At 35.3% G+C, this 24,832-nt stretch carries 20 protein-coding genes and 1 tRNA gene; 10 read left to right on the top strand and 11 right to left on the bottom strand.

The features are described 5' to 3' along the window. Positions 1 to 385: 385 nt before the first annotated feature. Positions 386 to 459 (bottom strand) — tRNA-Pro (locus GOQ17_RS15075). 308 nt (positions 460 to 767) lie between these two features. On the opposite strand from GOQ17_RS15075, the gene rplS reads away from it, so the two are divergent. Continuing rightward, positions 768 to 1,121: a 50S ribosomal protein L19 gene (gene rplS, locus GOQ17_RS15070; RefSeq protein ID WP_159638767.1), complete on the top strand. Its 354-nt coding sequence runs from the start codon at positions 768 to 770 to the stop codon at positions 1,119 to 1,121. Positions 1,122 to 1,189: 68 nt separating this feature from the next. Further along, positions 1,190 to 2,329: an acyltransferase family protein gene (locus GOQ17_RS15065; protein ID WP_262885593.1), complete on the top strand. Its 1,140-nt coding sequence runs from the start codon at positions 1,190 to 1,192 to the stop codon at positions 2,327 to 2,329. A 63-nt stretch (positions 2,330 to 2,392) separates the two neighbouring features. On the opposite strand, the gene GOQ17_RS15060 is transcribed toward GOQ17_RS15065, so the two are convergent. Further along, positions 2,393 to 3,379 (bottom strand): potassium channel beta subunit family protein, encoded by a 987-nt coding sequence (locus tag GOQ17_RS15060; protein WP_159638763.1) that lies wholly within the window; start codon positions 3,377 to 3,379, stop codon positions 2,393 to 2,395. Positions 3,380 to 3,482: 103 nt separating this feature from the next. Between GOQ17_RS15060 and GOQ17_RS15055 the strand changes: the two genes are divergently transcribed. From GOQ17_RS15055 to yidC, 4 genes are all read left to right on the top strand, one after another. After that, positions 3,483 to 4,580, top strand: a complete 1,098-nt coding sequence (locus tag GOQ17_RS15055; RefSeq protein ID WP_159638761.1) for a carbohydrate-binding family 9-like protein — start codon at positions 3,483 to 3,485, stop codon at positions 4,578 to 4,580. Continuing rightward, positions 4,573 to 5,646, top strand: coding sequence for a family 10 glycosylhydrolase (locus GOQ17_RS15050; RefSeq protein ID WP_159638759.1), 1,074 nt, complete (start codon positions 4,573 to 4,575; stop codon positions 5,644 to 5,646). The genes GOQ17_RS15055 and GOQ17_RS15050 overlap by 8 nt, the downstream gene beginning before the upstream one ends. A 162-nt stretch (positions 5,647 to 5,808) precedes the next feature. Beyond that, entirely contained in the window at positions 5,809 to 7,425 is a 1,617-nt protein-coding gene (pyrG, locus tag GOQ17_RS15045) for a CTP synthase (protein ID WP_159638757.1), read from the top strand. Positions 7,426 to 7,448: 23 nt separating this feature from the next. After that, complete coding sequence (gene yidC, locus GOQ17_RS15040; protein ID WP_159638755.1) at positions 7,449 to 9,245, top strand: membrane protein insertase YidC; 1,797 nt, start codon at positions 7,449 to 7,451, stop codon at positions 9,243 to 9,245. Between the two features lie 186 nt (positions 9,246 to 9,431). Here the strand turns inward: yidC and GOQ17_RS15035 are convergent, their stop codons facing one another. The 3 genes from GOQ17_RS15035 to alaS form a co-directional block, all read right to left on the bottom strand. Further along, positions 9,432 to 10,121, bottom strand: a complete 690-nt coding sequence (locus GOQ17_RS15035; protein WP_159638753.1) for a response regulator transcription factor — start codon at positions 10,119 to 10,121, stop codon at positions 9,432 to 9,434. A 109-nt stretch (positions 10,122 to 10,230) separates the two neighbouring features. Next, complete coding sequence (locus GOQ17_RS15030; protein ID WP_159638751.1) at positions 10,231 to 11,325, bottom strand: TlpA family protein disulfide reductase; 1,095 nt, start codon at positions 11,323 to 11,325, stop codon at positions 10,231 to 10,233. 10 nt (positions 11,326 to 11,335) lie between these two features. Further along, complete coding sequence (alaS, locus tag GOQ17_RS15025; protein WP_159638749.1) at positions 11,336 to 13,951, bottom strand: alanine--tRNA ligase; 2,616 nt, start codon at positions 13,949 to 13,951, stop codon at positions 11,336 to 11,338. Positions 13,952 to 14,144: 193 nt separating this feature from the next. Here alaS and GOQ17_RS15020 point away from each other — a divergent pair, with 193 nt between their 5' ends. The 3 genes from GOQ17_RS15020 to GOQ17_RS15010 all read left to right on the top strand — a co-directional run bounded on the left by GOQ17_RS15020 (position 14,145) and on the right by GOQ17_RS15010 (position 17,251). Next, positions 14,145 to 14,948, top strand: a complete 804-nt coding sequence (locus GOQ17_RS15020; RefSeq protein ID WP_159638747.1) for a universal stress protein — start codon at positions 14,145 to 14,147, stop codon at positions 14,946 to 14,948. Between the two features lie 10 nt (positions 14,949 to 14,958). Then, positions 14,959 to 15,819, top strand: coding sequence for a universal stress protein (locus GOQ17_RS15015; protein WP_159638745.1), 861 nt, complete (start codon positions 14,959 to 14,961; stop codon positions 15,817 to 15,819). Positions 15,820 to 15,943: 124 nt separating this feature from the next. Further along, a complete protein-coding gene (locus GOQ17_RS15010) occupies positions 15,944 to 17,251 on the top strand; it encodes an OmpA family protein (RefSeq protein ID WP_159638743.1) in 1,308 nt (435 codons plus the stop codon). Positions 17,252 to 17,342: 91 nt separating this feature from the next. Here the strand turns inward: GOQ17_RS15010 and GOQ17_RS15005 are convergent, their stop codons facing one another. The 4 genes from GOQ17_RS15005 to GOQ17_RS14990 form a co-directional block, all read right to left on the bottom strand. Beyond that, complete coding sequence (locus tag GOQ17_RS15005) at positions 17,343 to 18,452, bottom strand: SGNH/GDSL hydrolase family protein (protein WP_159638741.1); 1,110 nt, start codon at positions 18,450 to 18,452, stop codon at positions 17,343 to 17,345. Continuing rightward, complete coding sequence (locus tag GOQ17_RS15000) at positions 18,452 to 19,270, bottom strand: 3-keto-disaccharide hydrolase (protein WP_159638739.1); 819 nt, start codon at positions 19,268 to 19,270, stop codon at positions 18,452 to 18,454. The genes GOQ17_RS15005 and GOQ17_RS15000 overlap by 1 nt, the downstream gene beginning before the upstream one ends. A gap of 68 nt (positions 19,271 to 19,338) precedes the next feature. Then, positions 19,339 to 21,819, bottom strand: coding sequence for a TonB-dependent receptor (locus GOQ17_RS14995; RefSeq protein ID WP_159638737.1), 2,481 nt, complete (start codon positions 21,817 to 21,819; stop codon positions 19,339 to 19,341). An 82-nt stretch (positions 21,820 to 21,901) separates the two neighbouring features. Continuing rightward, a complete protein-coding gene (locus GOQ17_RS14990; protein WP_159638735.1) occupies positions 21,902 to 22,183 on the bottom strand; it encodes an ATP-dependent Clp protease adaptor ClpS in 282 nt (93 codons plus the stop codon). An 81-nt stretch (positions 22,184 to 22,264) separates the two neighbouring features. Between GOQ17_RS14990 and GOQ17_RS14985 the strand changes: the two genes are divergently transcribed. Next, a complete protein-coding gene (locus tag GOQ17_RS14985) occupies positions 22,265 to 23,311 on the top strand; it encodes a 3-oxoacyl-ACP synthase III family protein (protein ID WP_159638733.1) in 1,047 nt (348 codons plus the stop codon). A 12-nt stretch (positions 23,312 to 23,323) separates the two neighbouring features. On the opposite strand, the gene GOQ17_RS14980 is transcribed toward GOQ17_RS14985, so the two are convergent. Together GOQ17_RS14980 and GOQ17_RS14975 are read right to left on the bottom strand one after the other, a co-directional pair. Further along, positions 23,324 to 24,121 carry a hypothetical protein gene (locus GOQ17_RS14980; RefSeq protein WP_159638731.1) on the bottom strand — a complete coding sequence of 266 codons (798 nt, stop codon included), beginning with the start codon at positions 24,119 to 24,121 and terminating at the stop codon, positions 23,324 to 23,326. Between the two features lie 200 nt (positions 24,122 to 24,321). After that, on the bottom strand, positions 24,322 to 24,832 hold a 511-nt coding region (locus GOQ17_RS14975; RefSeq protein WP_159638729.1), incomplete at its 5' end, for a transposase.

Raw genomic sequence — 24,832 nt, 5'->3', positions numbered from 1 at the left:
GAATAGGAAAATCTTGTAAAGTAACGGGATCAAAAAAACCTTTGGATAATAAGCTATTGGTTTTGAATTCATCAGGAATAACATTCATCTCCTCCAAAAATATATCCAAGCGACATTCGCCTTTTGATAATGGGTCATTTCAAAATAATCGGAAACCCCTTCAGGAATAATGAGAGGCATTAAAGCTTTAAATGAATCGTGCATCTGAATAATATAATAATGCAAATATCCGATTATTTTTCTTCTACTCCACAGGTTTTGTACATGATCCTATTCTTCTAGCTTAACTTAACTTTGCTTAGGTTATTGAATAATCAATATTCAGATATAATTTCCCCAAACATGTCCGAAAATAGAAAAAGCCACTGAATACCAGTGACTTTTGTCGGGGTGGCAGGATTCGAACCTACGACCTCCACATCCCAAATGTGGCGCGATACCGGGCTACGCTACACCCCGAAAAGGTATCACCTTTTGTTTATTGTGACGCAAATATACAGCGTTTTCCTTACTTGTCAAGATTTATTTCATATTTATTGTTTAACAGGCTGATTTATTGCATTATATTTTTTGCCAGGCACAATATTTGGAAAAATCAAAAATTAGAGCTAACCTACACTAGGATAAATAAGATATATTCCCTACCTTTGCACTCACCTTACAAGTAAGGGAATATTTAATAAAAGATTTTTAAAATTAAAATAAAAGCTGTAATATTGCATTCCGATTTTTACAGGATATAAATCGTTATATAATTACTCGAAATCATGGATTTAGTAAAATTTGTAGAAGAACAAGCGGTAGTAAAAAATGAAATTCCCGCTTTCAAAGCAGGAGATACCATCAGCGTGCATTATAAAATTCGCGAAGGAAACAAAGAGCGTGTGCAGGTGTACCAAGGTGTAGTTATCCAATTAAACAGCGAAGGTACTAACGCTACTTTTACCGTGCGTAAAATCTCAAACGGTATTGGTGTTGAACGTATTTTCCCTGTAAATTCTCCTAACATTGAAAAAATTGACGTGAACAGTGTAGGTAAAGTTCGTCGCGCTAAATTATTCTATTTACGTGGCCTTACTGGTAAAGCTGCTCGTATCAAATCTAAACGTATTGCAAAATAATTTTAGATTACACATAAAAAAAGGTTTAGAATTAGCTTTCTAAACCTTTTTTTATATATTAGAATTACATGTACGGCAACATCAAATTCTTCCCCAACCTCAATTCCCTTAGATTTTTTGCAGCTATACTGGTGTTAATTCATCATGGGGAAGTGATTCGAGAGAAAAACTCATTCTTATCATTTGTTGACTGGAGTTTCTTTCAAAATGGAGGAAGTGCAGTCCGATTTTTCTTTATATTGAGTGGTTTCTTAATTACGTATTTACTCCTCAAAGAAAAAGTAAGCACACAAAAAATAAATATCAAATCATTTTACTTCAAACGTGTTGTTAGGATTTGGCCTCTTTACTTTTTATTAGTGGCTATAGGAGTAATTATATTACCCCAATTATTCCAAATACTTCATATAAATTACGCTTTCCCTTATTCTGTCAACGAGACATGGTGGATGTTTTTGCTATTTGTACCGAGCTTGGTCACATTTAGATACGGCTCACATTTATTAGAACCTCTATGGTCTATTGGGGTAGAGGAATGGTTTTATATTATTTGGGCACCTTTATTCAAATGGTTTAAGACTCCTTTGATTTTTATCTATAGTATTATAGTAAGTAAGATATTCTTGCTTTTTGCTATTCATATCAATCTAATAGAAAATGAAACTATCGTCCATTTAATTAAGACCTACTCATTTGAATCAATGGCGATTGGTGGCCTTGGAGCTTATTTCATATTTCACACCAAATTGAATTTACAGCAAGTATATTCAAAATATAAAACAACAAACTTCTTATTAATAACGGCTACATTTATTTATCTTTTTCTCAACAAAAATATAGCACCATTTATCAATGAATATATATTTACCGATTTACTTTTCAATCAAATAGTAATAAATATTTTGTTTTTAAACATTATTATATACTGTGGAGTCATCTTATCAAAAAAACATTGGCTAAATAATAAATGGCTCAACATCGGTGGAGAAATCTCATACGGTATATACATGTACCATATGCTCGTAATATTTATTTGCATTCATTTTCTTAAAAACTTACTATTACCACTAAATCCTTACGTAAGTTTCATATGCTTTTATGCGTTTGTAATAGGAGGCACAATAACAATTTCATATTTGTCAAAAAGAATTTTCGAAGACTTCTTTATCAAATACAAGAACCGATTTGATAAAACTATTCAGAAGTAAATCTCAACGATTTTTGTTAAAAGACAAACGGGCATCCTCTTATGATACCCGTTTTGTTATATTTTACCTAAAAATTTCAGGCTTTGTACCCATAATGGAATCAATCTTAGCTAATACTTCGGGAGTAAGTAGTGGTAATACTTCTAGAGCTTTAAGATTCTCGTTCAATTGACTTTCTTTGGTGGCACCCAGAATAGCTGTTGTCACATTTGGATTAGCAATACACCAAGCGATCGATAAAGTTGCTAAGCTAACGCCCAATTCATCTGCAAATCTTGACAATTTGACCACTTTGTCAATTTTATCATCCAAGACAGACTTCTCTTTCAGCCATTCATAGCCTTCCAAAGACATCCTCGAACCTTCAGGAATACCATTATTGTATTTACCGGTTAACAAGCCAGATGCCAAAGGACTCCAAATCGTAGTTCCCATTCCGATATTTTGAAAAATAGACAAAAACTCTGATTCCATCTTACGGCGGTTGAATAAATTGTACTCTGGCTGTTCTACAGCAGGACCTTCCAACCCTAGTTCTCGAGCCACCATATGCGCTTCCATTATTTCAGCCGCAGACCACTCACTCGTCCCCCAGTACAAAATCTTACCTTGCTGAATTAAGGTGTTCATCGTACGCACGATTTCCTCCATTGGCACTGTAGGATCCGAACGATGACAATAGTACAAATCCAAATAGTCAGTTTGTAAGCGCGTCAATGCTTCGTGACAAGCTTCCATCAAATGCTTACGACTTAATCCATGTTGATTGGGCTTTTTCCCCTCTCCTTTCCAGCCGAAGAATGCTTTACTAGAAAGCACATACGAAGTACGGTCCCAATCTTTGCTTTTCAATACACGACCCATCATTTCTTCGGACTGCCCCGCAGAATAAACCTCAGCATTATCAAAGAAATTAACTCCTGCGTCATATGCGATTGACATCAATCTATCATTATCCTTATCATCAGTTTGACGAGCAAATGTAACCCAAGAGCCAAAAGAAAGTACGCTCAATTGTAGCCCTGATTTCCCCATTCTTCTATATTCCATAGTTATATTAATTTTTATTTAAATGTAAAAAATCTATAGCATTTACGCGCTAACTTTCGAAAAAGTTATGTACAACAATTAAATTATGTAACTTGGAATAACCATGAAAACTAACGTCTCAATTTTAATTATCCTACTCCTTGCGCTTTACTTAAAGCCTATTTATGCTCAACATAATTTAGCTCAAGTAGAAATTTTGCAAGCCATTCCTAAAAACTATTCTGCGAAATATATTACGACTAAGATTGAAATTGATGGAAAAATGGACAACGCTTGGTGTTCAGCGCCGTGGTCAACTGAATTCAAAGATATCGAAGGGGCTCACAAAGCTCCCCCAACATATAAAACAAAATTCAAAATGCTGTGGGACGACAATTATTTATATATCTACGCTAAACTCGAAGAACCACACGTGTGGGGTACATTAAAAGAGCATGATGCCATCATTTACCATGATAATGATTTTGAAATTTTTCTTAAACCCAAAATGAATTCTTCTGTATATTATGAAATCGAGGTCAATGCGCTTAATACCATCATGGACTTAATGATGGCAAAGCCTTACCGCTTTGGGGGACAAGCAATCATGCATTGGGATACTAAAAATTTAAAATCTGCCGTACATATAGAAGGAACTTTAAATAATCCTGAAAATAAAGATAGCTTTTGGGCAGTAGAAATGGCCATTCCCTTTAAATCTATGCACAAATTTGGAACAGCTCCTACCCCAAAAGAAAACTCCTACTGGCGTATTAATTTCTCTAGAGTACAATGGGAACACGAAGTGAATGAGGCAAAATATTCAAGAAAAAAAGTCAATGGCAAACATATTCCCGAAGAAAATTGGGTTTGGTCACCAATAGGCCTTGTTAATATGCACTATCCAGAAAGATGGGGATTTTTACATTTCACCAAAGACGAAATATCCAACCAGCTACCTTCAATATATGAAATAGAAAAGACAGCTTGGAATATGCACTATTTGCAGCAAATCCACAAGAATAAGCTACAAGAATACACTGCTGATTTCACTCAATTGGAAGGATTTTCAAATATACTGAATAATGATTTAGAGAAATACGATTTGCAATTTACACTATCGGCGAATAAGAAATTCTATCATTTACGTTTGCAAGAAAAAAACAGCACCTTTTATTTCACTATTGATAGCCAAGGTAATTATACAACGAATTATGAATAACAGACGAACATTTCTAAAAACAGCTGGTCTAGGGTTAGCCGCGCTGCAACTTAACCCTTCTACATTATTAGCGAAGTCTTCACAATCTTTCACTTTTGACTATTGGCTATGGCAAAGACCAAATGTGAATGAGTTAGAATCCCAGATTAAACAAAAAATAAAAACATATAAAGAAGCGGGAGTACGGGGTCTTTTCTTCGAAAATTACAGCAAAAAGCATTTTCAGCTAACAAAAGAATTTGGCATGGAAGCACATCGTTGGATGTGGACTATGAACCGTGGTGAAAAAGAATTATTAGAGAAACATCCCGAATATTACGCCGTAAGCCGTTCAGGAAAATCATGCGCGAATAATCCTCCCTATGTCGGTTATTATAGATTTCTATGTCCTTCACACCCTGATGTTCCGAAATATTTAGAAGAAAAAGCTCGTGAGCAATTAGCAAAGGAAGATGTGGATGGTTTACACTTGGATTACATACGCTATCCTGACGTTGTACTTCCTGTTAATCTTTGGAAAAACTACAATTTAGATCAATCAATAGAATTGGCTGATTATGATTTTTGCTACAGCAAATATAGTAAAGAAGCGTTTCTAAAAGAAACTGGAATTGATATCGACAAAGTCGAAAGACCTGAACAAAGCTTATCGTGGCGCGCATTTCGTTATGGACAGATTACTAAAGTTGTGAATCGAATTTGCGATGTTGCAAAAGATTATAAAAAACCTGTTACAGCAGCTGTATTTCCTACTCCAGATTTTGCTAGACGTATTGTACGCCAAGATTGGCCGATGTGGAATCTTTCGGCTGTCTTTCCAATGATATATCATGGATTTTACAAAGAACCTATTCATTGGATTGGTACCGCTGTGGAAGAAGGTGTAAATGCATTAAAAGGCAAATGCCCCCTATACGCTGGCTTATATTTACCAGACTTTAAAAATCTATCAGAGTTAGAACAAGCTATTGAATTATCAAAAAACAAAGGTGCTGCAGGTGTTTCACTCTTTGGAGAAACCGAATTTGATACAGCTACCATCAATTTACTTCGCAAATTGCATTAGAAATATTCATTGCCGCGGAATATAAATCAGCGGCAATAATTTTTCATTAACTTATTATAATTTCCCAAATCTCGAAAAATTCACTACCTTTGTATCCCGTACATAAGGCTGATGTAATGGACTAAAAATCCCACATCTTGAGTTGAAAATTCCATAATTGCTATGACTAAATATATCTTTGTTACGGGCGGCGTAACCTCGTCGTTAGGGAAAGGCATTATTGCTGCCTCTCTTGCCAAGCTTCTTCAGGCACGTGGCTTTAAAGTTACCATTCAAAAATTTGACCCATACATCAATATCGATCCAGGAACCCTGAATCCATATGAGCATGGCGAGTGTTATGTGACGGAGGACGGTGCAGAAACAGACCTAGACTTAGGACACTACGAGCGTTTTTTGAATGTTCCTACTTCACAAGCGAACAATGTTACTACTGGTCGTATCTACAAACACGTTATCGAACAAGAACGTGAAGGTGCTTATCTCGGAAAAACTGTTCAAGTAGTACCACACATCACGGACGAAATCAAACGTCGCATGCAACTATTAGGGCAGACTGGCGAATACGATATTGTGATTACTGAATTAGGTGGTACAGTAGGTGACATCGAATCACTACCATTTGTGGAAGCAGTACGTCAGTTACGTTGGGAATTAGGCAACAATGATTCTTTAGTCATTCACTTGACTTTAGTCCCTTACTTAGCAGCTGCTGGTGAGTTAAAGACAAAACCTACGCAACATTCTGTGAAGACATTATTAGAATACGGTGTGCAACCAGATATTTTAGTTTGTCGTACAGAGCACAAGTTGAATCAAGATATCCGTAAAAAATTAGCTTTATTCTGTAATGTAAACATCAATGCCGTCATCGAATCTATCGATGCGTCTACAATATATGATGTACCATTATTGATGTTGAAAGAGCAATTGGACAAAACGGTATTAACAAAATTGAAATTATCGACTAAGAATGAACCAGATTTAGAAAATTGGAAAGCATTTTTAGGTCGTCTTAAAAACCCTACTAACGAAGTCAATATCGCTTTAGTAGGTAAATATGTAGAACTTCCAGACGCATATAAATCCATTACGGAAGGATTTATTCATGCAGGTGCTACCAACGAGACCAAAGTAAAGGTTAATTACATTGCTGCGGAAAGCATCAATGATGAGAATGTAGCTGAAAAACTTAAAAATATTGATGGAGTACTAGTAGCGCCAGGTTTTGGAGAAAGAGGTTTAGAAGGCAAATTGTCAACAATCAAATATGTTCGTGAAAACAAAGTTCCTTTCTTTGGTATTTGTCTTGGTATGCAATGTTCTGTTATTGAGTTTGGACGTAATGTATTGGGCTTAAAAGATGCCAATTCATTCGAAATGAATGAAAATACGCCTCATCCAGTTATCAACTTAATGGAAGAACAAAAAACCATCAAAAATATGGGTGGCACAATGCGCTTAGGTGCTTACGATTGTGAAATCAAAAAAGGTACTAAAGCACATGCTATTTATGGCAAAACAAAAATCTCAGAACGTCACCGTCACCGTTACGAATTTAACAACGCATATTTAGAACAATACGAAAAAGCAGGTATGATTGCTTCTGGAATCAATCCAGATACAGGATTAGTAGAGATTGTAGAGTTGAAAGACCATCCTTTCTTTGTGGCAGGACAATTTCATCCAGAATTGAAATCTACAGTTGCAAATCCTCACCCACTTTTTGTTAGCTTTGTAGCTGCTGCATTGGCGAACAAAAAAGCATTAAAAAAATAATTTTTTTGACCAAAATACTATAAATGGATAGAAATAACATTATTGGATTAGTTTTAATCTTCCTCATTTTTGGAGGTTCATTCTACTTAATGAAACCTTCAGAGGCAGAAATTAAAGCAGAACAAGTAAGACAAGACTCAATTGCTGCAGCAAAAAATGGTGTAGTAGTAAACAAAGACACGATAAATCAAATAGCGCTGTTAGATTCTGCTGATTTAACAAAGCCTTTTGGTGCGGCTAAAGTAGCACAAGAAGAGGTTGTTACTTTAGAGAATAATATTCTTAAAATTGACTTAACATCCAAAGGTGCGAAAGTTAAAAATGTATTGTTAAAAGGCGAGCAAAATTTTGATGGCTCGGCATTAAACATTATCGAAGGTGACAACAACAAATTTGGTTTTATTTTCAAAGCTGCTGGAGAGAACATTCATACGAATGACTTAGTTTTCTCTGTAGTCAACAAAACTGCCAACACCGCTACTTTACGTTTAAGCTACAAAGATGACCAATATATAGAATATATCTATACGTTGACAGATGGTCATAATTTAGCGTTGAATGTAAATGCTGTAGGTATTCAAAATTTAGTAGATATTCAACAAAAATCTTTGATTTTAGATTGGGAAACTACTTTATTGCAGAAAGAGCAAAATATCACTTCGGAAAGAGATAAATCAACCATATTCTTCAAAGACTCTAACGATGATATTGATTATCTTTCTGAAACAAGTGATGACGAAGAAAAAATTGAAGAAAATAAATTAGAATGGATTGCATTCAAACAACACTTTTTCTCTTCTATTCTATCTTCGAAACAACAATTCCAAAACACGAATTTAGTTACGAACATTGCTACACAAGATGGTGTTGTTAAAACATTTAAAGCTACTGCAGAATTGGCTTTCAATGCACAAGCAAACAACCACTATGAGTTCAATTATTTCTTTGGACCAAACAAATACAACACATTAAAAGCTGAAAGTCAGTCTTACGACAAGATTATTAACATGGGTTGGGGTCCGATTGGTTGGATAAATAGATTCATTACGGTTCCATTATTTGATTGGCTAGACGGATATGCATTGAGCTATGGTATTGTTATCTTGATTTTAACATTATTGTTGAAAGGCGCAATGTTCCCATTGACACGCAAATCTTATTTGTCTATGGCAAAAATGCGTGTATTGAAACCTCAATTAGATGCTATCAAAGAAAAAGTTGGTGAAGATAACCCTATGTTATTGCAACAAGAACAAATGAAACTGTACAAGCAAGTTGGCGTAAATCCACTTGGAGGCTGTTTACCTTTGTTATTGCAAATGCCATTCACGTTAGCCTTCTTCTTCTTCTTTCCTAATTTATACGAATTAAGAGGTGAAAGCTTCTTATGGATGAAAGATTTATCAACTTACGATACATTTATCTCTTTCAGTCCTATTTTCGGAATCGGTCACATTTCTTTGATGTGTGTGTTGATGACGTTAGTGACATTGTTAACCACTTGGTACAATAACGCAACTTCTGGAGCAACTTCTGGAATGGGTAACCAAATGAAATATATTGGTTATATCATGCCATTGTTATTCTTCTTCATGTTGAATAGCTTCCCATCAGGATTGAACTATTACTATTTCTTGGGTGCAGTATTCACATTTTTAACGCAATTCTTGATTCGTCAATCTATTAATGATGACAAAATCTTAGCGAAATTAGAAGAGAATAAAAAGAATCCTAAAGTTCAAAAGAAATCATCTTTCCAAGCTAAAATGGAAGAAATGATGAGACAGCAACAAGCTTCTCAACATAATAAAAAGAAATAATCTCTATTGAGATTGAGCTACAAAAAAATCCCGATTAGTAAATTACTAATCGGGATTTTTTGTTTTATTACTACTTCGTCATTCCGACGACAGGAGGAATCTAAAGGATTGAAAAATGATACTAGATAATTAATAAAAGTTAAAAATCGTCATTCGTAATTTTAAAATCGTAATTCCAATAATTTTTTAATTCAAATCAAACTTATACCCCACCCCTTTTACTGTTGAAACATAATCCTCACCAATTTTTTCACGTAGTTTACGAATATGTACATCAATTGTCCTATTGGTTACAACCACAGAGTCTTCCCAAATTGCTTTTAAGATTTGTTCACGGGTGTAGACTTTGTTCGGTTTTGATGCTAATAGATATAGTAGTTCAAACTCTTTACGCGCTAAGATAATCTTTTCTTCGCCGCGGTAAACAATAAACTCATCTCTGTCGATCACCAAATCTGAAATAGTTACTTTATCCGATGGGGCATCCACCACCTCTTGACTTGTTCTTCTCAAGATAGCGTTGATTCGAGACATCAATGCACGTGGCTTGATTGGTTTGGCTATATAATCGTCAGCTCCCACGTGAAATCCAGCGATCTCTGAATATTCTTCACTACGCGCTGTCAAAAACACCATAAAAGTATGCTTGAACTCAGGCATAGCGCGCATCAAACGACAAGCTTCTATACCATCCATTATAGGCATCATGACGTCTAATATAATTAAATCAGGATATACTTCTTTGGCTTTCTCTATAGCAAGTCTTCCATTGGCAGCGGTATACACTTGATAACCTTCTCGTGTTAAATTGTAGGAAATGAGATCTAAAATATCCTGCTCATCATCTACCACAAGTATTTTTTGCTTCGCACTCATAGCTTATTGTTTTTGCTAAAATATGTACTTAATGGTAAAATAAAGTTAATCAAATATTATGAAATTGTTAAGCCGTAAGATAGAGTTAACAATTTCATAAATATTTATTTTATAATAGAGACTTTAGCAAGTCTTCCAATTCTTTGCTACGTAAATTCTTAGCAACAATTTTTCCTTCGGGGTCTAACACTACTGAGCTAGGAATAGCTTTGATACGATAATCAATAATTAAGTCCGAAGACCAAGCTTTTAAATCTGAAATATTCGTCCAAGTGAGTTTATCCTCTCCAATGGCACGCATCCAAGAACCTGGATTGTTATCTAAGGAAACGCCCAATATTTCAAAACCCTTGCCTTTATATTCGTTGTAGATACGAACTAAATTCGGATTCTCTTTACGACATGGCACACACCATGATGCCCAAAAATCAACCAACACATATTTACCTCGGTAATCTGATAGCTTTACCGTTTTGTTATTTGGGGTATATGCCTCAAATTCAGGTGCAGGTTGCCCAACGGCAAGTCGTTTTAATTTCTCAATCTCTTCTCGAAATTGATTAACCATTACGTTATCAACAAAATCAACTTTTATTTTGTCCGAATAAGCTATTAATTCTGATTCTGCTAATTCAGGATCTAAGGTGCTCATAGCAAAAAATCCAGCCAAATTATTTTGCTTCTCTGCAAATGAAACTGCCTCCTGCGTGTAGAATCGCATACTATTTCGGTATGCCGCCAAATAATCCGAACGTAGAATATCAATCTCAGTTTCTGATTTACCAGCTATTCGTTTCGTAAAATCTGATTGCAACGAGTCTTCTACGAATTCTTTGCGAGCTTTGATAGGGGAAAATTCTTTCAAAGCTGTTGACAATTCAGAGCCTTCTACCTGATAATTTTCTGGATTCTGTAAATCCGCATTGAAAACAACCTGCTCTCCAGGAGTCAGAATAATGGGGTATTTATTTTTTCCAATTTGAACAGACAACAAACGTGATTGCGTCGCTGCACGCTCAAATTGGAATTTATTGAGGTCCGAAAGAAAGACTGAGTCTAACTTACGGTCACCTTCATAAAAAGCTACCACTTTCACATTTCCAGGATTCTGAATTTCTCCCGAAATATAAATCGTGTCTTTGTTCGAACATCCTACCGCAGCCAATAACACCACACCCGCCAAAAAAGATTGTAGCTTTCTCATAGTATTTATTTTATTTTGTCAAAAAATCTTTTGCTCTTGCAATGGCTTTATCCAAACCGCTCGCATCTTTACCACCCGCTGTCGCGAAGAATGGTTGACCACCACCTCCTCCTTGAATATCTTTCGCCAAGTCACGAATAATAGCACCTGCATTTAATCCTTTTTCTTTGACTAAATCTTCCGAAACCACCACCGTTAAACTTGGTTTTCCATCAAATTCAGCCCCTAAGACTAGGAATAAATTATTCAGCGCACCCTTCAAGGCATAAGCTAAAGTTTTCACCGCATCTGCATTTGGTAAATCCACTTTAGAAGACAAGAAATTCACGCCATCAACGACTTCAAGTTTTGCTTCCAAATCTTTTTTCATCGCCAATGATTTCTCACGAACGGCATTTTCGATTTCTTTCTTCAATGCACCATTTTCTTCTACAATTTTAGAAACTGCAGAAATGAAATCTTTCGGATTGTTTAAGATTTCTTTCATATTTTGCGCTAACTCGAAATGCTCACGAATAACCGCAGCCGCTTTTGTACCCGTGATGGCTTCAATACGACGTACACCAGCCGCTACAGCCGATTCAGAAACAATTTTAAAGAAACCAATTTGTCCAGTAGCCTTTACGTGTGTACCACCACAAAGCTCTTTCGAGAAATTGTCATCAAATGTAACAACACGTACGTAATCACCATATTTCTCGCCGAATAAAGCCGTTACACCGGATTCAATCGCTTTTTGATACGGAACTTGACGTTCTTCTTTCAAGGCAATGTTCTCACGGATTTTCGCATTTACGATATCTTCTACCGCTTTGATTTCATCATAAGTCATTTTTGAGAAATGCGAAATATCAAAACGTAAGACATCAGGATTTACCAATGAACCTTTTTGATTCACATGGTCACCCAATACTTGTTTCAACGCTGCGTGCAACAAGTGTGTAGCCGAGTGGTTACTTTCGGTATCCAAACGCTTAGCTGCATCCACTTTTGCATCAAAGAAACCTTCCAAAGAAGATGGCAATTGATTCACGAAGTGAACAAAAAGACCATTTTCTTTCTTGGTGTCTGTCACGTAGATTTTCTCACCAGATTCAGAAACTAAAACACCTGTATCCCCGACTTGACCGCCGCCTTCCGCATAGAAAGGAGTCACAGACAATACCAATTGATATTGGTCTTTACCTTTAGCCGAAACTTTACGGTATTTCACGATTTCAGTTTTCGCAGTCAAGGTATCGTAACCTACAAATTCAGCATCTTCATTATCGTTTACGATTACCCAGTCGCCCGTATCAATAGCAGTAGCCGCTCTCGAACGATCTTTTTGTGCTTGTAAGGCTTTATCAAAAGCTTCCATGTCAACAGTCAAACCCTTTTCACGAGCTAGTAAATCTGTCAAGTCGATAGGGAAACCGTACGTATCAAACAATTCGAAAGCAAAATCACCATCAATTACTTGATTACCTTCTGCATAGTTTTCAAACCGTTGAATACCTGTTGTCAATGTACGCAAGAAAGAAACTTCTTCTTCTAAAATTACTTTCTCTACGAAATCTTGTTGTTGATACAATTCATCAAAAACACCTTTGAATTGCTCTGCTAAAACAGGAACTAATTCATGAAAAAATGGATTTTTAAAATTCAAGAATGTATACGCATAACGAACTGCACGACGTAAAATACGACGAATAACATATCCTGCTTTATTGTTAGATGGCAATTGACCATCAGCTATTGCAAAACTTACCGCACGAATATGGTCAGAAATAACGCGCATCGCGATATCAGTTTTCTCGTCAGCTCCATATTTAATTCCAGATTTCTCCGAAATAAATGAAATCAACGGCTGAAAAACATCGGTATCATAATTGGATGTTTTACCTTGAATACAACGTACCAAACGTTCGAATCCCATTCCTGTATCCACATGTTTGTTTGGAAGAGGCTCCAAACTTCCATTTTTCAAACGGTTGAATTGCATAAATACCAAGTTCCAAATCTCAATGACTTGAGGATGGTCTGCATTTACTAAATCTTGACCTTTTACTTGTGCGCGTTCTTCTGGCGAACGCATATCAAAATGTATTTCCGAACAAGGTCCACAAGGTCCTTGATCACCCATTTCCCAAAAGTTATCCTTTTTATTTCCTAATAAGATTCTGTCCTCAGCGATAAGTGATTTCCAAAAATCATAAGCTTCTGTATCACACTCCAAATTTTCTGAAGAATCACCTTCAAAAATTGTCACATACAAACGGTCTTTATCTAATTTGTATACTTCTGTCAACAATTCCCAAGCCCACTCAATAGCTTCTTTTTTGAAGTAATCGCCAAACGACCAGTTACCCAACATCTCGAACAAGGTATGGTGGTAGGTATCAATACCAACTTCTTCTAAGTCATTGTGTTTACCAGATACGCGCAAACAACGTTGTGTATCGGCTACTCTCGGATATTTCACTGCCGCTTCTCCCAAAAACAATTCTTTGAATTGGTTCATTCCGGCATTTGTAAACATCAAAGTAGGGTCATTTTTGACTACCACGGGAGCCGATGGTACGATATGGTGTGATTTGCTTTGAAAAAAATCCAAAAACGCTGCGCGTATTTCTCTACTGGTCATGAAATTATACATTTTTAAAGTCGCAAATTTACTCAAAATTGCTGGCTATTACAATCATATTACAGATTTGTTAAGCTTTATAATTTGAAGTAAATAAAGACCAAAATCATTTTTAAATCCTTCTCCACATCATCTTTTTATTAAATAATGTTTAGTAATTTTAGACTATTACTTACAGTGACTCGAAATTTATATGAGAAAGAAGATATTAGTACCAACAGATTTTTCAGCCAATGCTTTGTCTGCAGCACGTTATGCATGCCAAATCGCACAACAAAATAATTATGACATTCATTTATTTCATTGCTATACTACAAGCACTGTTGATACCGCAGATGCTCAGATTCAAGAATTAAAAACAGAATTGAGTCAAGAATATCCAATTGTACATTTTGACACAGAATGTGTTTCGCGATTATTGATAGATGTACTCCCTGAATATGCTGTGGCACCAACATTTGTTTTGATAGTGATGGGTACTACAGGAGCAGGAAAAGGTAAGTCTGTGATTTGGGGAAGTAATACATCTTTAATTAGTAGCAAAGCTAAAGTTCCTGTGATTGCAATACCAAGTTCTACCGAAGCTTTTTCAACGGAGAAAGCAGCTATTCTAACAAACTTCAAAGCAGAAGAAATTGAAACATTGAATAATTATATTAACGATGTTTCGCCAATCAAACATTTAGACATCATTCATATTTATAAAGACGCTAAAAAAGCAACTCAAATTCAACAAGAATTAGAAGATTGGACTTTCAATATTAAACAATTGAGTGGAATCGAATCTATTCATATTATTGCAAAACCAATAGAGCACGATAACGAAGAATTAGATACAGTTCCGGAAGTTATCAATCATATTATATCATCAAATAATTATGATGCTATATTGGTGACAAAAACTCGCAAATCTTTTTTTGAAAGATTTATGAACACCTCTGTTTCTCGTCAAATAACGTTGACATTGCAGAAACCAACATTTTTTGACAACATTTAAATTGATTGATATGAGTAACAAAATATTAATACCCGTAGATTTTTCTATCCATTCAGATAAGGCTGTAGAATATGCCGTGAAATTAGCTACAAAAAACAATTTTCTGATTGACTTATTGCACGTATTCACCGACCACAGTAATATTTATCAAAATGCCTTACAAGACCCAAGTTTAGTAGATCCACGCGTACCGGAGGCAAAACAAAAAATGTCTAAACTTATTGAAGCACATAATCAAGTAGATTCAGATGTTCAGTTTCAAGCGCTTTATGCAGATGGTAATCTGTATGATGAAGTCAGTAGACTAGCGACTAAAGAACAATATAGTGCAATCATAATGGGTACTAAAGGTGCTTTTGGATTAGATGCATTGCTTACAGGTTCCAATATGTTTGATGTATTTTTAAACACCAAAGTTCCAGTTCTTGCCGTTCCTTATAACGAAAAGAAGTTTAAAGTTGAAAAGGTAGGATTACTATGTAATTTCAAATACGGAGAAATAGATGTTCTAAAGCAAGCAACTAAAGTCTATGGAACAGACTTTGAATTGGTGTTAATACACGTGAATACTTCTAATGAATCCATTCACAATATTGATAAAAGTTTTGATGTATTTATCGATAAAATCATCGAAGAAACTGGAATTGAAGATATTTCGTATGTTATTAAATCCCAAACTTTCTTCGTGCAATACAAAGAAGATATTTCTTCTGCTATTGACACAGTTATTTCAGATGAATTATTGGACGTTTTACTCGTGACTAAAAGTAAAAAATCATTCTTACGGAAAATTATAGAGGAAAATATTGTTAAGCGAATGGCTTATCAGATTCAAATACCTAAATTCTTCGCAAGAAGAACGGAAGTATAGATCAATCACCTTGTAGAATAATCATTACATAAATCTTAAAACAACGCGGATAATAATCAGCATTGTTTTAAGATTTATTTTTTTGGCAACATAATTGATAAACAGAAGGAAAATTAATTTCAATATGATTAACAACTACAAAAAAATCTCATTAGCATTAGCAACAGGATTATTTACAACAGTTGCATTCGCTCAAATTTCACATCCTACCATTGAAGGTACTACACCATTTTCTCCAAGCTCGGAATACAAGACTTGGTCTATTGGTTTGAATGCAGGTGTTTTAAACCAGTCTAATATCTTAGGATTTAATCGTGCAGGTTTTGATAAATTGGACCATAACCTAGGTTATAGCGCATATATCAAAAAGCATATCTCTCCATCTTTTGGATTAAAAGCACAATATTTAGGCGGTAAGGTATCTGGAACGAACGAAAATGCTGTCCCAACTGAAATAAGTTATGAAGCAAAAATGCCTTGGTCTGCTGCCTTATCGGCGGAATGGACTGCCGCAAACACCAATTGGAGATTTGTAAATAGCATCATCAAACCTTATGTAGCTATTGGTGTAGGTGCTTTAAATTTTGAAACAAATGCTAATGAGGCGCAAACTAAATTATATGTACCTGTAGATGCTGGTTTGAAATTCGCTATTGCGAAAGGGGTTAACTTGGATTTGGGTTACCAATTAAATTGGGCTAACCAAGATTTCGATGGTATCGCTGGTGGTCAATATAAAAATGATTTATTCTCATATGCACACGCAGGCCTTGAGTTTGCTTTAGGTGGTTCTGGAAAACCTTTCTTAGGTAATAGCAATCCTGCTGCTACGTTAGCTGCTGATGTAAACAAAAAATACGATGAGTTGAAATCAGAGCGCGATGCTTTAATCGCTTCTAATAATGCATTGAAAGGACAAATCGAGCAAATCAACAATGATTTGAAAGATGATGATGGTGATGGTGTTCCAAATAAATTCGACAAATGTCCAGGTACACCTTCAGGTGTTCAAGTAGATGGAGCTGGTTGTCCTATCACTGTTAAAAACGAAACAAAAGTTATCGAGAAAATCGTAGTAACTGAAGAAGACAAAAAAGTAGTAGACGAAGCTATCAAAAACTTAGAATTCGAAACTGGTAAATCAACTATTCGTTCGACTTCTTATTCTTCATTAGACAGAGTAGCTGCTATTTTGATTGAGAAAAACTTTAGCTTAAAATTGGCTGGGCACACAGATAATACAGGTTCATTACAAACTAACTTGCGTTTATCAAAAGAACGTGCTGAAGCAGTAAAAGCTTATTTAGTATCAAAAGGCGCTAACGCATCTCGTATCGAAGCTACTGGTTATGGTCCAAACCAACCTATAGCTTCTAACAGTACTGCTGAAGGTCGTCAACAAAACCGTCGTGTAGAGTTCACTTTATACTAGAAAAATTAGCATACAAGGAATAATAAAAACTAAGGCTGTCTCTTTAAAAGGAGACAGCCTTAGTTTTTATGATCAATAGTTACAATTTTTTTTATAAAAATTTTCGCAAAACCTTTTTATATGCTTCTGCAATTTTTTGCATACCTATATCATTTGGATGCGCATAATCAACAGTAGACTCTATATCAAGACCAAAATCTTTAGCCGACACAAAATAAATATTTTTATCACCTTCACTTTTAAGTCGAGTATATGTCTCCTTAGTTACTTTTGATGAATTATTATATTCACTCAACTTATCCACATTTTTAAAACCTGGGGTTTCAGCGGAACTATGTTCTGCTAATACAATTGGTTTCTTCGGGTGCTTCACACGAAGAAACTGCACAGCATTGGTAATTAGTGAGTCTAACTGACTCGCTGATCGCTGACTCATAATGGAAAGATTTGGTGTACAGTCCAAAATAAAAACCGCAGCATCTTCTTCATTAATCAAATCCAAAATTGGAGTTTCTAATCTTCCATTGCCTGAGAAAGCCAGATTGATCACTTCATTTTTAAAATTTCTTCCCAAAATATTGGTCCAAGCCAATCCAGGTCTACTTGCACATGCACCTTGTGCTATCGAAGTACCATATACAACAATTGGTCTGGATTCTGCATGAATGTATTTAAATGATCTCTGTGCATCCACTCCTATTTCTAACCAATCTACTGTATTGTAAAGTGGCAAATAAAGTCTATAAATATGTTTTTTATTTACTCCAATATTATTAAAATTATAGGTAATAGTATCTTTAAATTGATACTGACCAAATGCCCATTCCCATTTTGATTGCTTTGTATCAAAAGAATATAAATCCACCCCACTAACGCCTATAGTTGGCATATGCGGCATATTCAGCGCATGTTTAACTTTATAACGAACTTGAATAGTATCAGCATCTGTCTCAAATTCCACGTACATACCTGCAGAGTTTGTTCCCAAATTCCAAACAGGCCCCCTTACGATATCTTTAGAAGAAATTGGTAACCGACCATAATCTTTAGTTTCATTCAATACTGCCAATCTCCCTTGCACAGCCTTTGAATTTGTTGGATTATAATATTTTTTCGTTTGAGCTATAGCTACCGACAGCCCTACAAAACAAAAAAGAGAGAACAGTAAGCTCTCTCTAATAATTCTCTTTTTATAATTCATTATTTTAAGACCTTAACTGTAATATTACGATACCACACATCATCACCGTGATCTTGAAAACCGATCAAACCTGATTTTGTTGCACCACCCACATTATTTAATAAATGAAAAGCCATCGGCCATTTTTCTTCACTAAATTTACTAGCTTGTAATAATTCTGTCCATTCTTTTGTACGAATAGAGTATTCTACCACTTTAACACCATTTTGGAAGTGTTGCACTGTATTTCCCTTTACTACTATTTTAGATTTATTCCATTCACCGACAGGTTTGGCATTTTGCGGTTTTGCTGGAATCATATCGTATAACGATGCTGATTTACGATTACCATCCACGCCCATTTTAGCGTCAGGATGCTTCTCATTATCCAAAATTTGGTATTCAGGGCTTGAAATATATATCGGTTGACCTTTAATCTCTTTAGCTAAAAAGAATACGCCAGAATTACCTGCTTCAGAAATTCTCCATTCAAACTCAAGCTCGAAGTTCTTGAAATCATGCGCAAAAATAATATCGCCACCTTCAGGCTTGTCTACGTTTGGATTTCTGGAAAATTTTAATGCTCCATTATCGATAGACCATTTACTTGGAACATGCTCTTTGCCATAGCCTCTCCATCCATTTAATGATGAACCATCGAATATAATATAAGCACCACTTTTATTTTTCTTTAATGATTTTATGTCAACACGTGATAATTTTAATTCTTCCACATTCGGTTGTGTTTTCACGGTTTCAAAAGATTTTTTTCCTTGTGCGCAAGCAGTAGAACAAACTATCGCAGCAAGTAAGGTTGATTGAATAATACGTCTTATCATAATGTAATGTTTATAATCTCTAAATTAGAAATAATCGTGGTTAAAACAATGTAATATTATTTATACAGTTAATAATTACCCATATCTCCATCATCCATTGATCTTTCCTCATTTCGTTTTGATTTTGTTAAATCTTGAAGACCAAAGCGATAAGAAAAAGTTAAATTGAAAGTTCGTCTTGACCATCTGTGATAAAAATCAGAATAACGGGATGGAAGAAATGTTTCACCTCCGAATCTACGGTTATCAAAAACATCTCTGACATTAAACATTAAGGAGCCTTTACCCTTTAATATCTCCTGACGCAATGCCAAATCAACGCCGTGCATTGATTTCATATTACCCTGTAGCGTCTTCATTGGTGCACGATAGTCACCTTTCACTTGTAGAGATGTCGTTGATGTGAATTTGACATTAGTTGTTAAGTTAGCGTCCCACGCGACATTTTCTACTTTATTTATATTGTATTGTTCTACCGGATTAACGCGTTGATAATATAAATTTGCATTTGCGGTAGCATCCCACCATTTAAAAATATTTACTTTGGAAATCAACTCCAAACCTGCATTATTGCGTGAACCTACATTTTCCCAACGCATGAATGTAGCATTCTCTTTGCCTTCTAAATAAATCGCCGCTACAGGATCATTAGTGTCATACTGTAATGGTTGCGTCATATCATTTACTCGACGATAGTAAGCTGTCGTGATAAAATTCCATTTCTCGTAAAACTTTGCAAAGCTTAATTCCATAGAATGAATGTCTTCAGGCATCAAATTCGGATTCCCTTGTCGGATATTCAATGGATCGGATAGACTCACAAAAGGATTCACTTGCCAACCACGTGGACGTTGTACACGTCGAGAATATGATAATTGTACCTTATCACCTTCTTCATTCACCTCATAAGTCAAAAATGCACTTGGATATACGCGGAAATAATCCAAATTTCCTTTGTCCGAATAATTACCTGTAGAAATTCTATCTGGATCAACACTTTTGTTTTCTGTATTCAGGTATGCATCTTCTGCACGAAGTCCCACTTGTAAGCCAATTTTTTCACTCAACATACGCTGATAGTTTGCATACAAAGCATGAACACCACTTTTCATCTCAAATTCATTGGACACTGTATAATCTGGAATCCACAAATCGTTTGCTAATGTATCTGAATATTGAAAATCATTAGAATTACGTAAAGTAGTACGGTATCCAGCTTCAAACTTGTGGTTCTCACCCAAAGGCAATAAATAATCCAATTGGAAGTTCCAATTTTTACCTTTTTCACCCGTTTCATTAAAACGTTTACTTACAAAAGTTGGATTTCTTTGCTCATAGTCATTTGTGCCATCTTCCTTATCGTTACCATATGTCACATTCGCAGTTAACTCTTCTCCCTCTCTTTTTAGCTCACGTTTAAAATCGAAAGTCAAGTCGTAACCAAAATCTTCTTCAAATTGGCGTGATGTACGAGGTGTTTCAATTGCAGGTTGTTGTCCTCTGTATGATTTATAGGTTAGATCCTCTCCACGATTATTGTCTCGAAGACTTAAATTACCACCCAAACTTAAAGTCGTCTTATCATTTGCATAATAATCCATCCCTAAACGTAATGAATTGTTAATTCCCTTACGAAAAGACTCATTAAATGTCTCCGTTATCAAACTATTTAGATCTTGAATGCCATTCGTTAATCCTATAGTCTTTGTATTACCTTCACCAAGATTACGGCCATGTCTGAAATTATAACTACCAAAATAATTAAACTTATTATCTCTGTAGTTTAATGTAATACCAGCATTATAGTTATCATAATTTCCGACTGAGGCATTGACATTCCCATTCAATCCCGTGCGTATGTTTTTCTTTAATACAATATTGATTATTCCAGACTGACCTTCCGCATCGTACTTTGCTGATGGGTTGGTGATAATCTCTACTTTTGACACTGCATCTGCAGGTAATGATTGCAAAAGTTTATTCACATCAGATCCTGCCATAGCCGATTCTTTCCCGTCTATTAGAATCTTTACACTCGATGAGCCACGTAAACTTACAGAACCATCAGCATCAACTTGCAAAGTAGGAACATTACCTAGTAAATCTTGCGCCGTACCTCCAACTGACACCAAACTTTGCGAAACATCAAAAACTTTTTTGTCAATACCTAGTTGTAAATCAGCTACTCGACCTTGGACAACAACCTCTTCAAGTTGTTTTCCTGCCTCGACCAATTCAACAATACCTAATTCTAACGTTTTATCAGCAGTAATAAGAATATTATCACGATCGTGATTCTGCATTCCTACATATGTAATTTGTAAACTATAAGTTCCTGATGGTACAGATTCAATCAAGGCAACACCCTTGCTATCTGTTTGACGACCTTTAATTGGGGCTTTGGACGTAGATGTCACTATAGTAACTGAAGCGCCTAATATAGGCTGTTTGTTTTCTTGTTGTATTACTTGTACTCTAAGGTTTCCTTGTTGGGCTATCGCATAAAAAGGTAGTAACAGCAATAATAAGTAGATTCGTTTCAAACTCATGATTGTAAATTGAATGTGTATCTACAAAAATGTAGATTATTCAAGCAACATCCATAAAAGTAACTGTATTATTACCAACCAATTATTCCACTGAAACAGTAAGACCTTCTGCTTTTAGGATTTTACGGTATATTTCCATCTCTGTATACGAACCTTCGAGGATAGCACATTTACCTTCATTATGCACTTTCCATGCAATTTTCTCGGCTTCTGGCTCCGTATACTGCAAGTGATGCATCAAACAATAAATCACGTGATCAAAGGTATTGGTATCATCATTCCATAAAATAAGACGATGACTTTCTTTGACAGATGCCAATATTTCCTCTAGGGTATAGGTTTCTTGTGCGGTCTCAACACTCATAGTACAAAAGTAGCTTATTTTTCAAAAAAAACGTATTTTTAAAAACGTTTTTAGATAACTAATTAAAAAGATAAACTTATTATGTTTCAGTCAAAAATAGCTGGCATAGGTTACTATGTGCCCAAAAATATATATACGAATAATGATTTAACCCGCTTCATGGAAACTAGTGACGAATGGATTCAAGATCGCACAGGAATCAAAGAACGTCGCTACGCCGATAGAATCGGTGAAACGACTACAACAATGGCTGTAGAAGCTTCCAAAATTGCTATTGAACGAGCAGGTGTCACCGCCCAAGATATTGATTTTATCATTTTTGCAACATTGTCGCCTGACTATTACTTCCCTGGTTGTGCTGTATTATTACAACGTGAAATGGGTATGGGCGAAGTAGGCGCATTGGATATTCGTAATCAATGTTCGGGTTTTATCTATGCTCTATCGATTGCAGACCAATTCGTCAAAACAGGGATGTACAAAAATATACTAGTAGTTGGTTCTGAAAAACATTCTTTTGCTTTGGATTTTTCAACTAGAGGTCGTGCTGTTTCTGTAATATTCGGCGATGGCGCAGGAGCTGTAGTTGTTCAACCAACTACCGAACCTAATAAAGGAATTCTAAGTACACATTTACACTCGGATGGTGCTGATGCAGAGAAATTAGCGATGTATTATCCAGGAGCTTCAAGTGGGATTTGGCTGGATGAACAACCTGAATGGCCAGAGCAAGAATTGGGAGGATTATTGATGACTCCCAAAATGTTGGAAGATGGCACAGCCTTTCCGGTCATGGATGGGCAAGCTGTATTTAAAAAAGCAGTCGCCAAATTCCCCGAAGTGATTAGCGAAGCTTTAGCCAAAAACAACTTAACACCTGAAGATATTGACATGTTAATACCGCATCAAGCAAATTTGCGTATATCGCAATTTGTTCAAAAAACGTTGGGATTATCGGATGATAAAGTTTTCAATAATATTCAGAAATACGGTAATACGACCGCTGCATCTGTTCCTATTGCACTATGTGAAGCTTGGGAACAAGGAAAAATCAAAGAAGGCGATATAGTATGTCTAGCAGCGTTCGGCGCTGGTTTTACTTGGGGGTCAGCTTTGATAAGATGGTAAATCTAGAGGCTTCTAATTGAAAGCCTCTAGTTTTTTATAATATAAAAAACATACATTTTGTCTTGTAGGATATCGAATAATTCCACTTTGTGTTTTAAAATTATATGCCGAATAATCTGGTTCAAACACAACACCTTCAGTTCCAACATATAACAATCCGTTTTTATCATGATAAAGATTTGTTATTTTGTCCACATAAGGTGTAGCCAAAATAGCTGTATCGTTATTGTTAACAAGAATTAAATAATCTGGTTTCTCCTCTGAATCAAATTGAGGATGTTTAAAATTTATATTCTTTTGACTCTTGATAGTTATAATATTCCCATAATCGATATGTGTTCTTAATAAAGAGATTTCTTCATATTCATCATATGAATATTTTCTATTTGAGTTCCAAGTTTTACCGTTATCAACCGAAAATAAAACAGGGGAATATCCAAAGGATAAATCATTTTTGGTAATTATAGATGAATAACACACTAGCTCATCCTTCACTTTTGCAATACCCCATAATCCAATATTAGAAAAAGGAACTACTTTTAGCCAAGTATTACCTTTATCAACTGTCATTATAATATCAAACATTCGTGAAATAAACAATGTATCTTCAATACTACCATACATACTTGTAATTCCATGAGAATAATCGGTAGGAATCTTAATCTGATACCAATCATTTATTTTCGAAATAGTACCATTTATTATATTATTATCTATTTCTGAGTATTCATTAATAGATTTATCCTTTTTGCAAGCAAAGAACAGAAGTGAAATTAAAAGAAAAAATCTGACTATATATGAGAATTTCATTGTAAATATTTTTACTAAATAAAATAAAATATCTTAAACAATAAAATTATTTAAGATATTTTAACTCAAAGAAGAAAGTTACCTAACAAATAGTATTTACACAACTGTCCTAAATAAAATTGAGTGCATAAAAAAGCTGGCTTCTTCTATTAAATAGGTAAGTTTTCTGTTTTAAACTCAAATTATACCCTCTCAAACTTTTAGAATAGTTTAAACTGTCCACTTTTATCAGGAGGTTTCCCTGAAAAGAATGGATCATTAGCCCATTTCCATAGGTCAATTTTCACAAATATATTCAAGCGAATAAAGTTCACCAGATTGGATGTGAAATTATTTGTTAAGAATTCATATTCAGCATTATTTATGCTGTCCCAAAAACGCACCAAGCGCATTTTCTTTCCTTGATAATGCTTTTTAGCATCTCCATCAAGTTCAATGATCTGATCTTCAAGCACTCCACTGTCTTTGAGTGCCTCACTTTGAAATGACCTGACCACTGTATATTTCATGTTGCTTTTACTGCGTGTGATAAAAAAGCACTGATTGCTGTCCAAAACATTCATCCAAGCATAATCAACGTAGCTTCTATCTACAACCACCAAACATCCCTTTGGAAAGGTAATGTTCTTGGCTATCTTTGATTCATGTTGTTTACCATCTGTAATATGCACAAAACTGGGCATACAGCCATCATAATCAAGTATAGTATGA

The sequence above is a fragment of the Sphingobacterium composti genome (assembly GCF_009829075.1).
GTDB lineage: Bacteria > Bacteroidota > Bacteroidia > Sphingobacteriales > Sphingobacteriaceae > Sphingobacterium > Sphingobacterium composti.
The sequence above is the reverse complement of the archived record's forward strand: the minus strand, read 5'-3'. Positions and strand labels throughout refer to the sequence as shown.

What these genes read in the sequence shown, in the direction of transcription:
- rplS (WP_159638767.1), top strand. Translation starts at nt 768, where the DNA reads ATGGATTTAGTAAAATTTGTAGAAGAACAAGCGGTAGTAAAAAATGAA.
- GOQ17_RS15030 (WP_159638751.1), bottom strand. Translation starts at nt 11,325, where the DNA reads ATGAGAAAGCTACAATCTTTTTTGGCGGGTGTGGTGTTATTGGCTGCG.
- GOQ17_RS15000 (WP_159638739.1), bottom strand. Translation starts at nt 19,270, where the DNA reads ATGATAAGACGTATTATTCAATCAACCTTACTTGCTGCGATAGTTTGT.
- GOQ17_RS15050 (WP_159638759.1), top strand. Translation starts at nt 4,573, where the DNA reads ATGAATAACAGACGAACATTTCTAAAAACAGCTGGTCTAGGGTTAGCC.
- GOQ17_RS14995 (WP_159638737.1), bottom strand. Translation starts at nt 21,819, where the DNA reads ATGAGTTTGAAACGAATCTACTTATTATTGCTGTTACTACCTTTTTAT.
- GOQ17_RS15010 (WP_159638743.1), top strand. Translation starts at nt 15,944, where the DNA reads ATGATTAACAACTACAAAAAAATCTCATTAGCATTAGCAACAGGATTA.
- GOQ17_RS15035 (WP_159638753.1), bottom strand. Translation starts at nt 10,121, where the DNA reads ATGAGTGCGAAGCAAAAAATACTTGTGGTAGATGATGAGCAGGATATT.
- GOQ17_RS15015 (WP_159638745.1), top strand. Translation starts at nt 14,959, where the DNA reads ATGAGTAACAAAATATTAATACCCGTAGATTTTTCTATCCATTCAGAT.
- GOQ17_RS15020 (WP_159638747.1), top strand. Translation starts at nt 14,145, where the DNA reads ATGAGAAAGAAGATATTAGTACCAACAGATTTTTCAGCCAATGCTTTG.
- GOQ17_RS14980 (WP_159638731.1), bottom strand. Translation starts at nt 24,121, where the DNA reads ATGAAATTCTCATATATAGTCAGATTTTTTCTTTTAATTTCACTTCTG.
- GOQ17_RS14985 (WP_159638733.1), top strand. Translation starts at nt 22,265, where the DNA reads ATGTTTCAGTCAAAAATAGCTGGCATAGGTTACTATGTGCCCAAAAAT.
- pyrG (WP_159638757.1), top strand. Translation starts at nt 5,809, where the DNA reads ATGACTAAATATATCTTTGTTACGGGCGGCGTAACCTCGTCGTTAGGG.
- GOQ17_RS14990 (WP_159638735.1), bottom strand. Translation starts at nt 22,183, where the DNA reads ATGAGTGTTGAGACCGCACAAGAAACCTATACCCTAGAGGAAATATTG.
- GOQ17_RS15065 (WP_262885593.1), top strand. Translation starts at nt 1,190, where the DNA reads ATGTACGGCAACATCAAATTCTTCCCCAACCTCAATTCCCTTAGATTT.
- GOQ17_RS15005 (WP_159638741.1), bottom strand. Translation starts at nt 18,452, where the DNA reads ATGAATTATAAAAAGAGAATTATTAGAGAGAGCTTACTGTTCTCTCTT.
- GOQ17_RS15060 (WP_159638763.1), bottom strand. Translation starts at nt 3,379, where the DNA reads ATGGAATATAGAAGAATGGGGAAATCAGGGCTACAATTGAGCGTACTT.
- alaS (WP_159638749.1), bottom strand. Translation starts at nt 13,951, where the DNA reads ATGACCAGTAGAGAAATACGCGCAGCGTTTTTGGATTTTTTTCAAAGC.
- yidC (WP_159638755.1), top strand. Translation starts at nt 7,449, where the DNA reads ATGGATAGAAATAACATTATTGGATTAGTTTTAATCTTCCTCATTTTT.
- GOQ17_RS15055 (WP_159638761.1), top strand. Translation starts at nt 3,483, where the DNA reads ATGAAAACTAACGTCTCAATTTTAATTATCCTACTCCTTGCGCTTTAC.